The sequence below is a fragment of the Dryocola sp. LX212 genome (genome assembly GCA_041504365.1).
In the GTDB taxonomy this organism is placed as follows: Bacteria; Pseudomonadota; Gammaproteobacteria; order Enterobacterales; family Enterobacteriaceae; genus Dryocola.
The window spans coordinates 1,429,134-1,443,615 of sequence record CP167917.1 but is presented as its reverse complement, the minus strand read 5'-3'; the positions used below and the strand labels follow the sequence as shown (position 1 = coordinate 1,443,615).

Genomic DNA, 14,482 nt, shown 5'->3' with positions numbered 1-14,482 from the left:
GAAGGGAAACGCATGGAAATTATTTAGATATAAATTAGAGAGTTACAAATAATAAACCTGAGAAATAACATGATCAATGTGATAACAAATCAAAGCTAATATTTAACTTAATTTCATCCTCGCATTACACGACGTTACAAACCCGCCGGCTTTCCACTCTCCCCACACTCCTCTAAACTGGCAGGGCCAAATAAGGCCATGCAAACAGGAGTGGCAATGACACAGAACATCTACGACAACCCGGCGTTTTTTGAAGGTTACGCTACGCTTGATCGCTCGGTAAAGGGGCTGGACGGCGCGCCGGAATGGGCAGCCATGCAAACCCTATTGCCTGAGTTAGCCGGTAAAAAAGTGGTGGATTTGGGCTGCGGCTACGGCTGGTTTTGCCGCTATGCCCGCGACCAGGGCGCCGCAGAAGTGCTGGGGCTGGACGTCTCGGTCAAAATGATGGAGAAAGCACGGGAGATGACCTCAGGCGAAGGGATTACCTACCGCCGCGAAGATCTGGAACAGCTACGGCTGCCCTGTAAAAGCGTCGATCTGGTTTACAGCTCGCTGGCTCTTCACTATCTGGAAAATATCCCGGCGCTGTTCAGCACGGTATTTGAGGCGCTGACGCCAGGCGGCAGGCTGGTCTTTTCCGCCGAACACCCCATTTACACCGCTGCGCTGCGTCAGGGCTGGCTGGCGGACCAGACCGGGCAAAAATCCTGGCCGGTGAACCATTACCAGCAGGAGGGCGTGCGCATCAGCAACTGGTTTGCCGACGGCGTGAAGAAGCAGCATCGCAAACTTGCCACCTGGATTAACGCGCTTATCGCCAGCGGCTTCGCCATCGAAAAGCTGGACGAATGGGGTCCAGACGCCGATCAAATCGCCGCCAATCATGCGCTGGATGAAGAAAAAGAGCGCCCGATGATTTTCCTGCTTGCCGCCCGTAAGCCTGCCGTCTGATTACCAGCCCAACTTTTTTTCAACTTTTTCCATTCACGGGGAGGCAACTCCCCCCGCTTCGCGCATCCTTGCCTATACTCAATAAACACAAGCCGTTAGATAAGGGAGCACCAATGAAAATTCTGCTATGGGCCATTCTCATCATCTTTATTATTGGCTTACTGGTCGTCACCGGCGTATTCAAAATGATTTTCTAATGTTTGAAAGGGGGTGCCGAAAGCTGGCACCCAACCCCCAGTCACACATCCTGACCTTGTCCCCTCTCTCTTCAGGCAGTATTATCACTCCAATTGATTGGAGAAATAATGACTATCAAAGAGAATGATTTTCGCAAAATCGACCTCAATCTGCTGATTGCATTTGCGGTGCTGTTTCGCGAACAAAGCGTTTCGCTGGCGGCAGATAAGCTGCATCTGGGACAACCGGCGGTGAGCGGCTCCCTGGCCCGCCTGCGCGAAATGTTCGACGACCCGCTGTTTATCCGCAGCGGCCATCGCATGCAGCCCACCGCCCGCGCCACAGAATTACATACCGAACTGATGCCGCTGCTTGAACAGCTGCAAAGCGCCCTGTTCCAGCAGGCTGAGTTTACTCCTGCCAGCGCGACGGTGACCATCACCCTCGGCATGACCGACTGGGTGGAGATGTGGCTGATGCCGCGCCTCGTGCCAGCCCTGCGTTCAGCCGCACCGGGCGTACAACTGAACGTGGTAGCAAGCGACCCGTTCACCGACGCGCAGCGTCTGGAAGGCGGCGATCTGGATATGGCGATAAGCGTAGCCAACCAGTCTGCCCGCTGGATGGAGCGCGAGATCCTCACGCAGATGGAGTTTGTTACGCTGTGGCATCCTTCGCAGCTATCTCTGGCCTGCCCCCTGAAGATCCAAACCTGGACTGAACAGGAACATATCGCCACCGACAGCCACATCGATACGCTACTGGCGAAGCAGGGCCAGAAAAGAGAGGTTTGCTATACCACGCCGCATTTCGCCGCCCTGCCGGGCCTGATGATGCAGATGCCCGCGCTGGCAACCGTGCCGCAGGGGTTAAGCGAGAGCTGGCAGCAAACCTGGGGGCTGAAATCCAGCCCGCTACCGCTGCCGGTCGCCCCGTTAGAAGTGGCATTGTTATGGCATCAGCGCCACAACAGCGACGCCGCGCTGATGTGGGTTCGGGGGTTTATTAAGCGGCTGGTTTACTAGCCGCATCCAGTAAACGTAGCGCTATCCAACAAAATGCGGATGGTGTGGGCTAATCAGATTTACGGCTTCAGGCTTGCACCACGAGTAGCGATCACCTCTTTATACCAGTGGAAACTACTCTTACGGCTTCGCGCCAGCGTACCGTTACCCTGGTCGTCACGGTCGACATAGATAAAGCCATAGCGTTTGGACAGCTCGGCCTTAGAAGCACTCACCAGATCGATGGGACCCCAACTGGTATAGCCAAGCACATTCACGCCGTCCTCAATCGCTTCTCCTACCTGCACCAGATGATCGTTTAGATAGCGGATACGGTAATCATCCTGCACTCTACCGTCTGCCTCCGGCTTATCTTTCGCGCCGAGCCCGTTCTCAACGATAAACAGCGGTTTTTGATAGCGATCCCATAGCTCGTTAAGCAGGATGCGCAGACCAACAGGGTCAATTTGCCAGCCCCATTCGGAACTGGCCAGATGAGGGTTTGGCACCATACTGAGAATATTGCCGCGCGCCTTCTCGTTAACATCTTTATCTGCGGTCACACAGCCGGTCATATAGTAGCTGAACGAAATAAAATCGACGGTGGTCTGCAACGCTTTACGATCGGCATTCGTGATATCCAGTCTTATGTCATTATCACGGAAATAACGCAGCATGTAGCCCGGATATTCACCGCGACACTGTACGTCGCCAAAAAACAGCCAGCTGTGATTTTCCCGCAACGTTTCCAGCATATCCTCAGGTTTACAGGTCAGCGGATACATCAGGCCGCCCAGCAGCATATTGCCGATTCGCGCATCCGGTATTATCTCGTGACAAGCTTTCACCACCAGCGCACTGGCGACCAGCTGATGATGAATCGCCTGATATATTTCCTTTTTCCCCGGCTTCCCTTCCAGGCCAACGCCGGTGAGCGGCGCATGCAGCGACATATTAATTTCATTGAAGGTCAGCCACAGTTTCACTTTGCTTTTGAAACGCGTAAACACCGAACAAGCATAGCGCTCGAAGAAAGTGATAGTTTCACGACTGCCCCAGCCGCCATATTTCTTTACCAACCCCAGCGGCATTTCATAATGGGACAGCGTCACCATTGGCGCGATATTGTGCTTTGCCAGTTCATCAAACAGGCGGTCGTAATAGGCCAGGCCCTCTTCGTTTGGCGTGGTCTCGTCACCCTGAGGAAAGATACGGGTCCAGGCAATGGAGAGGCGCAGGCAGCTAAAACCCATTTCAGCAAACAACGAAATATCCTGGGGATAGCGATGATAAAAGTCGATGGCGATATCCTTGATGCAATTATCTCCAGGCCTGCGGTCAACGACCTCGCCAAAAATACCCTTTGGCTGGATGTCGGATGTTGAGATGCCTTTTCCCCCCTCAAGCCATGCACCTTCAACCTGATTTGCGGCAATCGCTCCGCCCCACAGAAACGTCTCAGGAAATGCTTTCATGTCGTTCTCCTTTATTTAGCGGCGCACCGTAAGAAACGGCAGGCCTGACTCAATGGTGTGGTTATCCGTGGTGCGTTCTACCGCCACGAAGTCATCGCTATTGCTGACGATAACTGCCGTGGTCAGGTCGTATCCCGCGTCCAGAATCGCCTGGCGATCGAAATTGAGTAGCGCATCGCCCGGCTGAATGCTGTCGCCCGGTTTTACATGGGCCGTGAAGTATTTGCCCTCCAGCTTCACCGTATCGATGCCCACATGGATAAGCACTTCGATACCGCTGTCGCTTAACAGTCCGATAGCATGGTTCGTTTGAAACAACGAGGCCACCTCACCTGAAAAGGGGGCGGTGACCCGATCGCTAAGGGGTATAATGGCGGCTCCTTTGCCCAACAGACCGCTGGCAAAAGTGGCATCAGGCACCTGTTCCATCTCCAGTACGGTTCCGCTCATTGGGGCGAGTATTTCGTCCTTGCCCGCGCTTACCTGCAGATTCGCGTTGACATGCGGTGATCCGTCTGTTGGTAGCCCCCATGCCCACGTTAATGCGCATGACAGCACAAGCGCCAGTGCAGCGCCGAGAGCAGCCCCCCACACGCTGACATCTAAACCGACAGGGGGAATCATTTGCGCCAGGCTGAAAATACTGGCCAGTCCGAAGGAAAATACACGGGTCTGGCAGTAGCCGATGACCATGCCGCCTAGTGCGCCCGCAATACATCCAAAAATGAAAGGGCGACGATTGGGCAACGTCACGCCATATACCGCAGGTTCGGTAATACCAAAGATCCCCGCTGTAAATGCCGAACCAGCCAGCACCTTGAGTTTTTTATCACGCGTTCGCAGCAGTACGCCCAAGGTTGCTCCGACCTGCCCCATTACGGCGGCCAGCAAAAGAGGCAGCATCGTGTCGTAACCCAGAACGCTCAGGTTATTGATCATCAACGGCACCAGCCCCCAGTGCAGGCCAAAGATGACGCATATTTGCCACACTGCGCCCATAAATCCACCCGCAAGCCACGGCGCAAGCGCATAGACAGCCTGGTAACCATGCGCCAACATCTGGCTAAGCCAGGTCGCCGTCGGGCCGATAAGGAGAAAAGTGAGCGGGACCACTACGGCGAGACATATAAGTGGGGTAAAGAAATTTCTCACCGCCGAGTGCAGAATTTTATTGCACTGTTTTTCCAGCCAGCAGCTTACCCATGCCGCTAAAATGATTGGAATAACCGATGAACTGTAGTTAATGAAGGTGACAGGAATCCCCAAAAAATGTTCGGTCAGCGCGCCCGGCTGGCCGCTGGTTTCGAACGCCTGCATCACAATTGGATGCGTCAGCGCGCCACCAATCGACATGGTAATGAATGGGTTACCGGCAAATTTTTTACCCGCCGTATAGCCGAGTACCAGCGGAAAGAAGTAGAACAACGCGTCGCTTGAGGCAAACCAGAGTTTGTATGTTCCGCTCTCCGGAGCCAGCCAACCGCAAATGACGACAAGCGCCAGCATTCCCTTCAGAATACCCGAGGCGGCCATTACACCAAGAAACGGCGTAAAAATCGCCGAAACGATGTCTATCAGGCGGTTAAAGATATTTACTCTTTCACCGGGCAGGATTTGTGAAACCGTTTCATCATTGATGCCGGCTTCAGCACATACTGCGTTATAAACTTCATGTACATGGTTGCCAATGACGACCTGAAACTGTCCACCGCTCTCCACTACCATAATAATTCCGGGATGGCTCTTTAGCGCCTTTGCATCGGCAAGCGTACGATCCTTTAGTTTAAAACGCAGTCGGGTGGCACAATGCACCAGGCTCGCGATATTCCCGCGCCCGCCAACGTGGGCCAGAATAACCTTCGCAATTTCTTGATACGTCATAATTCATTCCTTTCACTTATCGCTTATAGCGATATACGGCTGAGTAAAAGCAAAAAACCTGAGGTTGTCCTCCCCCTCAGGAGAAGCCAACGTTCAGGTTTTGCCTGCCGAAGCAGTAACAATCCGTTTTGATTATGCCTGGCGGCTTTCTTTGCGTACTCGCTCGATATGAATAGCGAGAAACATTATTTCTTCTGTCGTCAGCTCGCGCTGATATTCAGCGGCTAAATATCGGTTAATCTTTTCTGCACAGCGCCAGGCGTGCTGATAATTATCTTTCACCGCCGCGTGCAGCGTCGTATCATCATCAGCCACTGCGTTTCGGCTCAGCATCCGCTGGGTAAAAAACTTCAAATGAGTGACAAACCGCTGATAGCTGAGGCTCTCTTCGTCATATTCAAGCGTCAGCTGGTACTTAACGATATGAAGAATTTCCTGCATCATGCGCGTGACATGTATGACTTCGGGCATTTCACTATTAAGCTGGGCGGTGACAAGATGAAGCGCGATAAAGCCAGCTTCGTCCTCCGCAAGCCGAACGCCAAGGCGCTTTTCAAGAATCTCCAGCGCCGCCTGTCCCAGTAAAAATTCTTTCGGATAAAGACGCTTTATATCCCACAGCAACACATTGCGAATAACCATGCCCTTTTTTTGCCGCTCAATGGCAAAATGGCAATGGTCGGTTAAAGTGATGTACAGGCTCTCTTGTAGCGATCCTAAGCGCTCGCGCGATAGGGCAATAATACGATCGCAGGCTGCTAAAACCTCCAATGGAATCTGGCTGAGCAGCTCGCTTAAGCGCGACACCAATACATCACTTTGCAAGGCAAAAACCTTCTCAACCTTATCTTTGTCCAGTATATCGCCAATATGTTTCTGAAAACCCAGCCCGCGCCCCATAACAACCTGTTCGCGCTGATGTTCGTCAAGAATTACCACCACGTTATTGTTTATAATCCTGGCGATCTTCATGGCCACCTCTGAAAACAAAAAAACCCGATCTCCGACTCACGCCAGAAATCAGGTTTTGCCTGCTAAATGCAGTAACAATCCAACTAAACGAACCTATCACATAGCTTTAAAGGCTCAAGCGGCAAAGGTGAAAATCGTGATAAAGATCGTCCACGAGCTACTTTCTCGCTGACTCAGCGCCAAAAAGCTGGCGATAACGTTCTTCGAACTGCGGGGCGTTCCATTCGCCGTCAAATATCGTCCAGGTGATATACCCCCTGTTAAGCCAGCCGGTATCGGTGTCCGTATCCACCGGTCTTAGAACTTTCTCGCTCATCATTTGCTGCGCTTTGCCGTCCGACAGAATTTTGTAAGTATGCTGCGGTACAGGGTTGCGTTCATTTTCGACGAACCTGGTGCCCTGGATATCGCCTTTTGCCAGCGCAGGATAGTTGATGCTAAGCCCTGATCCACGCGGTAATACCGGCTCCCCCGGGCGCCTGTTTTTCACCAGGGTATCTACAAGGTCCGTCACGTAGTCCACCGAGTCAGGCCAGTATTTACGGGTCGATGGCCAACCAGCCATCATCTCTTTTTCGCTGAGGATATAGCCAATGCTGGCGGCAATTGCCGGATATCCATACCGTACCGCTCGCGCCGCCGCGCCAATGGTGCCGGAGTTTAGCTGCGCCACGCCGGTATTGGGGCCATCGTTTACACCAGAAATAACAAGGTCTACAGGCTGGTCCTTCAGAATGCCAAGCAGGCCGAAATCAACGGCATCCGCAGGCGTACCCGGGAAGCAGTAGCGTTTATCCGCGACCTTTCTGACATCAAAAATCTTATTCGGCTTAAACGTTATCGCTGAACCGATACCGCTTTGGTTGGTTGACGGCGCAACCATCCAGACGTCGTAGCCTTTGGCGTTTAGCTTATCTTGTAAAGATGTCGTGCCTACGGATTCACAGCCATCATCATTAACCAGTAGAATACGCATTGGGCGCTCGGTCGCCTGAGCGCCTCCCGTGATTAACAGTGCGATGAGTGCTGTACTAAAGCGTTTTTTCATTGATGTGCCTCCCTGTTATTAATACCTTCCAAAAAAATCACATTGGCTAGTTAGTTTTACCGTGGAATCATACTGTCAGCCCGATTGAAATCATTATTTTTGAAGTTTGGGTACGTTTCATTAATCATACTTATTTTTAGCTTTTCCAGCCGCAGAAATAAAAAAAACCTAAGTCTCTAAACGTCACATTGACGCGAGAGATGTAGGTTTTGCCTGTAAACACAGTAACAATCCTAATTTTTACTTCCAGGGAACATTAGCATCTTACTCTTTTAGTATCCAGCAGCGGGCGGCTTGAGACTTTTAAAAACGTGAGCAATTTAACATTTGGCAGTACTATTCCTGCCATGCATCATTAATAAAACCACTCACCGATAGCGTTACGCAGCTGGTTATTATTATCTGTTGTCGTAATTATATTGCACATATCGCCCGTGCTATATCAGAGGAATTTTTATACGTGCGGATTTCGGCAAATAAGTCCGTCGCTTCCGCGTACTCTTTACGTAAATAACCCAGCCACTGCTTGATGCGCGCAACGTGATACAGCCCGGTATCGCCCTGCTTCTCCAGCCTGCTGTATTTTTGCAGCAGCTTAATGACTTCCGGCCAGGGCATTCGCGGCTCATTGTACTTAATTACACGGCTGAGGTTTGGCACGTTCAGCGCGCCGCGGCCAATCATAACTGAATCACAGCCCGTTGCCGCCAGACAATCCTGCGCGCTTTGCCAGTCCCAGATTTCGCCGTTGGCGATGACCGGAATCGACAGGCGCTGGCGAATTTCGCCGATTGCCGCCCAGTTGATCAGCTCCGCTTTGTAGCCGTCTTCTTTCGTCCGTCCGTGAACCACCAGCTCGGTGGCCCCCGCCTGCTCTACCGCATCGGCAATTTCAAACTGGCGCGCGCCGCTGTCCCAGCCAAGTCGAATTTTCACCGTGACCGGCAGTTCAGCAGGTACGGCTTCACGCATGGCTTTTGCACCACGATAAATCAGCTCAGGGTCTTTTAAAAGCGTCGCGCCACCGCCGCTGCCGTTGACCAGCTTCGACGGGCATCCACAGTTGAGATCTACCCCCCAGGAGCCCAGTTCCACGGCGCGGGCGGCGTTTTCCGCCAGCCACTGAGGATACTGGCCAAGCAGCTGGACGCGCACCAGCGTGCCGGACGGCGTACGGCTGTTGTGCAGCAGTTCAGGGCAGAGCCTATGGAAGGATTTTACCGGCAAAAGCTGGTCGACGACGCGCAGAAACTCGGTGATGCACAGGTCGTAATCATTCACCTCGGTTAAGAGTTCACGGACCAGCGAGTCGAGAACCCCTTCCATCGGCGCGAGCAGTACACGCATGATATTTTCCGATAAAAAAAGAGGCGCTATGTTAGCGCCTCTTAATGAGTTGGCAAAGCCGAACCAAAAACTTATTAGTTAGAGGCCGACGGCTTGCGCGGTGGACGACGACGGCCGTTCGCACCGGCAGGTTTCGCCGCGCCGTCGCCCTGAGGACGGGACTGGCGACGCGGTGCGCCGCTGCGGTCGGACGGTGCGCTGCTGCTACCGTTGCCAGCGCGACGTTGGCCCTGGCCCTGACCACCGCGTCCGCCACCGCCACGCTGCTGCTGGCGGCCGTTGACGATAGGTTCGGCTGGAATGGACGGGTCCACTTCATAGCCAGGAATTGCCATGCGCGGCACTTCACGCTTCAGCACGCGTTCGATATCGCGTAGCAGTTTGTGTTCATCGACACAAACCAGAGACAGCGCCTGTCCCGTTGCCGCAGCGCGACCGGTACGGCCGATACGGTGGACGTAATCTTCCGGCACGTTCGGCAGCTCGTAGTTCACCACGTGCGGCAGTTCTTCGATATCCAGGCCGCGAGCGGCGATATCGGTCGCCACCAGCACGCGAATGCCGCCACTTTTGAAGTCGGCCAGCGCGCGGGTACGGGCGCCCTGACTTTTGTTACCGTGGATAGCAGCGGCAGTAATGCCGTCTTTACCCAGCTGTTCCGCCAGGTGGTTCGCTCCGTGCTTGGTGCGGGTGAAGACCAGCACCTGCTGCCAGTTGCCTTCGCCAATCATCTGCGACAGCAGCTCTCTTTTGCGTTTTTTATCCACAAAGTGAACGTACTGGGTCACCTGCTCTGAAGCGGTGTTGCGGCGTGCCACGGACACTTCTTCCGGGTTATGCAGCAATTTTTCTGCCAGGCCTTTAATTTCATCAGAGAACGTTGCGGAGAACAGCAGGTTCTGACGACGGGCAGGCAGTTTTGCCAGCACGCGGCGGATATCGTGGATGAAGCCCATGTCCAGCATGCGGTCAGCTTCGTCCAGCACCAGGATTTCGACCTGGTCGAGCTTCACGGCGTTCTGGTGCTCCAGATCCAGCAGGCGGCCAGGTGTAGCCACCAGCACGTCCACGCCGCTGCGCAGCTTCATCATCTGAGGGTTGATGCTCACGCCGCCGAAAACCACCAGCGAGCGGATATCTAAATATTTGCTGTAATCACGGACGTTTTCACCAATCTGCGCTGCCAGCTCGCGGGTGGGGGTCAGGATCAGGGCGCGCACGGGACGGCGGCCTTTGGCATGCGGCTGGTTGTCCACCAGACGCTGCAGCAGCGGCAGGGTAAAGCCTGCGGTTTTGCCGGTGCCGGTCTGGGCACTGGCCATCAGGTCACGGCCTGCTAAGACTACCGGGATCGCCTGGCGCTGGATTGGGGTAGGCTCACGATAGCCCTGCTCTTCCACCGCACGCAGAATATCGGCATTCAGGCCGAGAGAATCAAAAGACATAGGTACTCCAGAATCGCCCTGACCGCGCTTCGCGGTGTAGTTTCCAGGGGTTCATATGACGCCAGTCTCCTGGCGAGTAGAGGGGCACAAACCACGGTGCCGTAAGGGGCGCAGTGTAGCAGCTTTTGTGATACTCCGCACAAATTCTCTTAAATATGCCCGGCCAGTGAGTCAATCCCCGCCCGCGGGGCGCTCGCTCAGGCTTATCCTCTGCGTCATGCCCATGCATGAGTGAAGGTTAAGCGTATACTGTTCTATTCACGGAATAAATATTACCCGCTGACCCGTCATGAGGATGAGCAAGGATGAAAGGTAAAAAGCCCGCCGTTGTTGTGATTGTAATTATTGCGCTGCTGGCCGCCTGCGTGAGTGGCTGGATGTGGTACCGAAGCCAGCAGGACAGACCGCTGACGCTGTACGGTAACGTTGATATCCGCACCGTCAATATGAGCTTCCGCGTCGGCGGACGTCTGGCGGCGCTCAACGTCGATGAGGGCGACACTATTAAGGCCGGCGAGCCGCTGGGCGTGCTGGATCAGGGCCCGTATGACAACGCGCTGCTGCAAGCACAGGCCAATGTAGCAGCTGCCCAGGCGAAGTACGATCTGGTGATCGCGGGCTACCGCGATGAAGAGATAGCCCAGGCCGCCGCCCAGGTTAACCAGGCGCAGGCCGCCTTTGACTACGCCCAGAACTTCTATCAGCGCCAGCAGGGGCTGTGGGCCACCCGGGTTATTTCCGCAAACGATCTCGAAAACGCCCGTTCTTCGAGCGAGCAGGCAAAAGCCACCCTCAAGGCCGCAAAAGATAAGCTCAGCCAGTACCGCACCGGTAATCGACCGCAGGAAATTGCCCAGGCGCAGGCCAGCCTGCAGCAGGCCAAGGCGCAGCTTGCCCAGGCCCAGCTTGATTTGCAGGACACCACCCTCATCGCCCCTTCCAACGGCACCCTGCTCACCCGCGCCGTGGAGCCGGGCAGCATGCTGAACGCAGGCAGTACGGTACTCACTCTTTCCCTCACTCGCCCCGTCTGGGTTCGCGCCTACGTCAACGAAGCCAGCCTGAATCAGGCGAAGCCCGGCACCGACGTGCAGATTTATAGCGATGGGCAGCCCGATAAGCCTTACCGGGGCAAAATCGGCTTCGTCTCCCCTACCGCTGAGTTCACCCCGAAAACCGTCGAAACGCCCGACCTGCGCACCGATCTGGTCTACCGCCTGCGCATCATCGTCACGGATGCCGACGATTCGCTGCGCCAGGGCATGCCGGTGACCGTGAGCTTCGAAGGCGGGCAGCAGCATGAGCAGCAATGACGGGATGGTCCGCCTTCAGCAGCTGATGAAAAGCTTTCCCGGTATGGATAAGCCCGCCGTCGCGAGTCTGGACTGCGACATTCACGCCGGGGAGGTCACCGGGCTGGTTGGCCCGGACGGCGCGGGGAAAACCACGCTGATGCGCATGCTAGCCGGGCTGCTGAAGCCCACTGAGGGCAGCGCTCAGGTTATCGGTCTCGATCCCATTAAAGACGATCGCGCTCTGCACGCCGTGCTGGGCTATATGCCGCAGAAGTTTGGGCTGTATGAAGATCTGACGGTAATGGAAAACTTAAACCTCTATGCCGACCTGCGCGGCGTGACGGGAGAAAATCGCGAAGCAACCTTCAAAAGGCTGCTGGAATTTACCTCCCTCGGGCCGTTTACCGCACGCCTGGCCGGTAAGCTTTCCGGCGGCATGAAGCAGAAGCTTGGCCTGGCCTGTACGCTGGTCGGTCAGCCAAAAGTGCTGCTGCTCGATGAGCCGGGCGTGGGCGTTGACCCCATCTCCCGCCGTGAGCTGTGGCAGATGGTGCACGAGCTGGCTGGCGAAGGCATGCTGATCCTGTGGAGCACGTCCTATCTCGACGAAGCCGAGCAGTGCCGGGATGTGCTGCTGATGAACGAGGGTGAGCTGCTGTATCACGGCGCGCCGAAAGCGTTGACGCAGAAAATGGCCGGACGGTCACTGTTGGTCAGCCACGGCGCAGAAAACAACCGCAGGCTTCTGCAGCGGGCGCTCAAGCTACCGCAGGTGAGCGATGGCGTGATTCAGGGCCGCTCGGTGCGGCTTATCCTCGCTAAAGACGCAACCGTGGACGAACTAGCCAGGGCGCTCAATCTGCCCCCAGAGCATATTGCCCAGACGGAACCGCGCTTTGAAGATGCGTTTATCGATCTGCTGGGCGGCGCGGGCGAACAGGAGTCGCCGCTCGGTGAAATCCTGCATACCGTGGAAGGCAGCCACGACGAAACGGTCATAGAAGCAAAACAGCTGACCAAAAAGTTCGGTGATTTCGCGGCTACCGACCATGTTGACTTTACCGTGCAGCGCGGTGAAATTTTCGGCCTGCTCGGGCCAAACGGCGCGGGCAAGTCCACCACGTTTAAAATGATGTGCGGGCTGCTGGTGCCGACGTCGGGCAAGGCGCTGGTGCTGAATATGGATCTGAAAACCAGCTCCGGCAAGGCGCGCCAGCACCTGGGCTATATGGCGCAGAAATTTTCCCTGTACGGCAACCTGACGGTGGCGCAAAACCTGCGCTTTTTCTCGGGCGTTTACGGTCTGCGCGGTAAGGCGCAGGAGGAAAAGATCGGGCGCATGAGCGAGGCGTTTAACCTCCAGCCGATTTTTAACAGCCAGACGGACGCCCTGCCGCTCGGCTTCAAGCAGCGCCTGGCGCTGGCCTGCTCGCTGATGCACGAGCCGGACATTCTGTTTCTGGACGAGCCAACCTCGGGCGTTGACCCCCTCACCCGCCGCGAATTCTGGCTGCACATCAACAGCATGGTGGAAAAAGGCGTCACGGTGATGGTCACCACGCACTTTATGGACGAGGCGGAATACTGCGACCGCATCGGGCTGGTGTACCGCGGCAAGCTTATCGCCAGCGGTACGCCGGACGATCTCAAGCAGCAGGCCGCGAACGACGAGCAGGCCGATCCAACCATGGAGCAGGCATTTATTACGCTTATCCACCGCTGGGATGAGGAGCATGACGATGAGCGAGCATAGCCAGTTTGTCTCGTGGCGGCGCGTCCGCGCCCTGTGCGTGAAGGAAACCCGTCAGATTGTGCGCGACCCGAGCAGCTGGCTGATTGCGGTGGTCATCCCCCTGCTGCTGCTGTTTATCTTTGGCTACGGGATAAACCTCGATTCCAGCCGCCTGCACGTCGGCGTGCTGATTGAGCAGCAGAGCGAGGAGGCGCTGGACTTCACCCATACCATCAGCGCCTCGCCTTACATTCAGCCCACCATCAGCGATAACCGCCAGCAGCTGATCCAGCTGATGCAGGCCGGCAAGATCCGCGGCCTGGTGGTCATCCCCACCGACTTCGCTCAGAACATGGCCCGGGCCGGGGCGACGGCGCCGATCCAGGTGATCACCGATGGCAGCGAGCCGAACACCGCCAACTTTGTGCAGGGCTACATGGAGGGGATCTGGCAGATCTGGCAGCAGCAGCGGGCGGAAGACAGGGGCGAAGCGTTCCAGCCGCTGATCGACGTCCAGCTGCGCTACTGGTTTAACCCCGCCGCCATCAGCCAGCACTTTATTATTCCAGGCGCGATAACCATCATCATGACGGTGATTGGCGCGATCCTGACGTCGCTAGTTGTGGCCCGCGAATGGGAGCGAGGCACCATGGAGGCGCTGCTTTCAACGCAGGTGACGCGCACCGAACTTCTGCTGTGCAAGCTGCTGCCCTACTACGTGCTGGGTATGCTGGCGATGCTGCTGTGTATGCTGGTGTCCGTATTTATCCTCGGCGTACCGTATCACGGATCGCTACTGCTACTTTTTCTTATCACCAGCCTGTTTCTGCTCAGCACGCTGGGCATGGGTTTGCTTATCTCCACCATTACGCGCAACCAGTTTAACGCCGCACAGGTGGCGCTGAACGCCGCGTTTTTGCCGTCGATCATGCTGTCCGGATTTATTTTCCAGATAGACAGCATGCCCGCGATTATCCGCGCCGTGACCTACGTTATCCCCGCGCGCTATTTCGTCAGCACGCTGCAAAGCCTGTTTCTGGCGGGCAACATTGCTACCGTGCTGGTGGTGAACGTGCTGTTTTTGATCGCTTCGGCGGTGATGTTTATTGGCCTGACGGCGCTGAAAACGAAGCGCCGCCTGGATTAAGGAAA

12 protein-coding genes are annotated in these 14,482 nt (G+C 55.4%); 6 read left to right on the top strand and 6 right to left on the bottom strand.

Going from position 1 to position 14,482, the window contains the following annotated elements:
* Positions 1-216: 216 nt before the first annotated feature.
* The 3 genes from ACA108_06875 (at position 217) to ACA108_06865 (ending at position 2,156) form a co-directional block, all read left to right on the top strand.
* Complete coding sequence (locus ACA108_06875) at positions 217-954, top strand: class I SAM-dependent methyltransferase (GenBank protein ID XEX97227.1); 738 nt, start codon at positions 217-219, stop codon at positions 952-954.
* 113 nt (positions 955-1,067) lie between these two features.
* The gene (yohP, locus tag ACA108_06870) at positions 1,068-1,151 is read left to right on the top strand and encodes a small membrane protein YohP (protein ID XEX98038.1); all 84 of its coding nucleotides are present in this window, start codon (positions 1,068-1,070) and stop codon (positions 1,149-1,151) included.
* Positions 1,152-1,259: 108 nt separating this feature from the next.
* A complete protein-coding gene (locus ACA108_06865) occupies positions 1,260-2,156 on the top strand; it encodes a LysR family transcriptional regulator (GenBank protein XEX97226.1) in 897 nt (298 codons plus the stop codon).
* 59 nt (positions 2,157-2,215) lie between these two features.
* Here ACA108_06865 and ACA108_06860 read toward each other — a convergent pair whose 3' ends face one another.
* From ACA108_06860 to rhlE, 6 genes are all read right to left on the bottom strand, one after another.
* A complete protein-coding gene (locus tag ACA108_06860) occupies positions 2,216-3,610 on the bottom strand; it encodes a glycoside hydrolase family 1 protein (GenBank protein XEX97225.1) in 1,395 nt (464 codons plus the stop codon).
* Between the two features lie 15 nt (positions 3,611-3,625).
* On the bottom strand, positions 3,626-5,491 hold the full coding sequence (gene bglF / locus ACA108_06855; protein ID XEX97224.1) for a PTS beta-glucoside transporter subunit IIABC: 1,866 nt from the start codon (positions 5,489-5,491) through the stop codon (positions 3,626-3,628).
* Positions 5,492-5,623: 132 nt separating this feature from the next.
* A complete protein-coding gene (licT, locus tag ACA108_06850; protein XEX97223.1) occupies positions 5,624-6,463 on the bottom strand; it encodes a BglG family transcription antiterminator LicT in 840 nt (279 codons plus the stop codon).
* Positions 6,464-6,620: 157 nt separating this feature from the next.
* Positions 6,621-7,511: a 5'/3'-nucleotidase SurE gene (gene surE, locus ACA108_06845; protein XEX97222.1), complete on the bottom strand. Its 891-nt coding sequence runs from the start codon at positions 7,509-7,511 to the stop codon at positions 6,621-6,623.
* Between the two features lie 414 nt (positions 7,512-7,925).
* Positions 7,926-8,858: a tRNA dihydrouridine(16) synthase DusC gene (gene dusC / locus ACA108_06840; GenBank protein XEX97221.1), complete on the bottom strand. Its 933-nt coding sequence runs from the start codon at positions 8,856-8,858 to the stop codon at positions 7,926-7,928.
* A 74-nt stretch (positions 8,859-8,932) separates the two neighbouring features.
* The gene (rhlE, locus tag ACA108_06835; protein ID XEX97220.1) at positions 8,933-10,303 is read right to left on the bottom strand and encodes an ATP-dependent RNA helicase RhlE; all 1,371 of its coding nucleotides are present in this window, start codon (positions 10,301-10,303) and stop codon (positions 8,933-8,935) included.
* Between the two features lie 305 nt (positions 10,304-10,608).
* Between rhlE and hlyD the strand changes: the two genes are divergently transcribed.
* From hlyD to ACA108_06820, 3 genes are read left to right on the top strand one after another with little or no spacing between them, the layout of a single operon-like run.
* Positions 10,609-11,616 (top strand): secretion protein HlyD, encoded by a 1,008-nt coding sequence (gene hlyD, locus ACA108_06830; GenBank protein XEX97219.1) that lies wholly within the window; start codon positions 10,609-10,611, stop codon positions 11,614-11,616.
* Positions 11,617-11,620: 4 nt separating this feature from the next.
* Positions 11,621-13,351, top strand: a complete 1,731-nt coding sequence (locus ACA108_06825) for an ATP-binding cassette domain-containing protein (GenBank protein ID XEX98037.1) — start codon at positions 11,621-11,623, stop codon at positions 13,349-13,351.
* Positions 13,338-14,477: an ABC transporter permease gene (locus ACA108_06820; GenBank protein XEX97218.1), complete on the top strand. Its 1,140-nt coding sequence runs from the start codon at positions 13,338-13,340 to the stop codon at positions 14,475-14,477. The genes ACA108_06825 and ACA108_06820 overlap by 14 nt, the downstream gene beginning before the upstream one ends.
* The last annotated feature ends 5 nt before the right edge of the window (positions 14,478-14,482 follow it).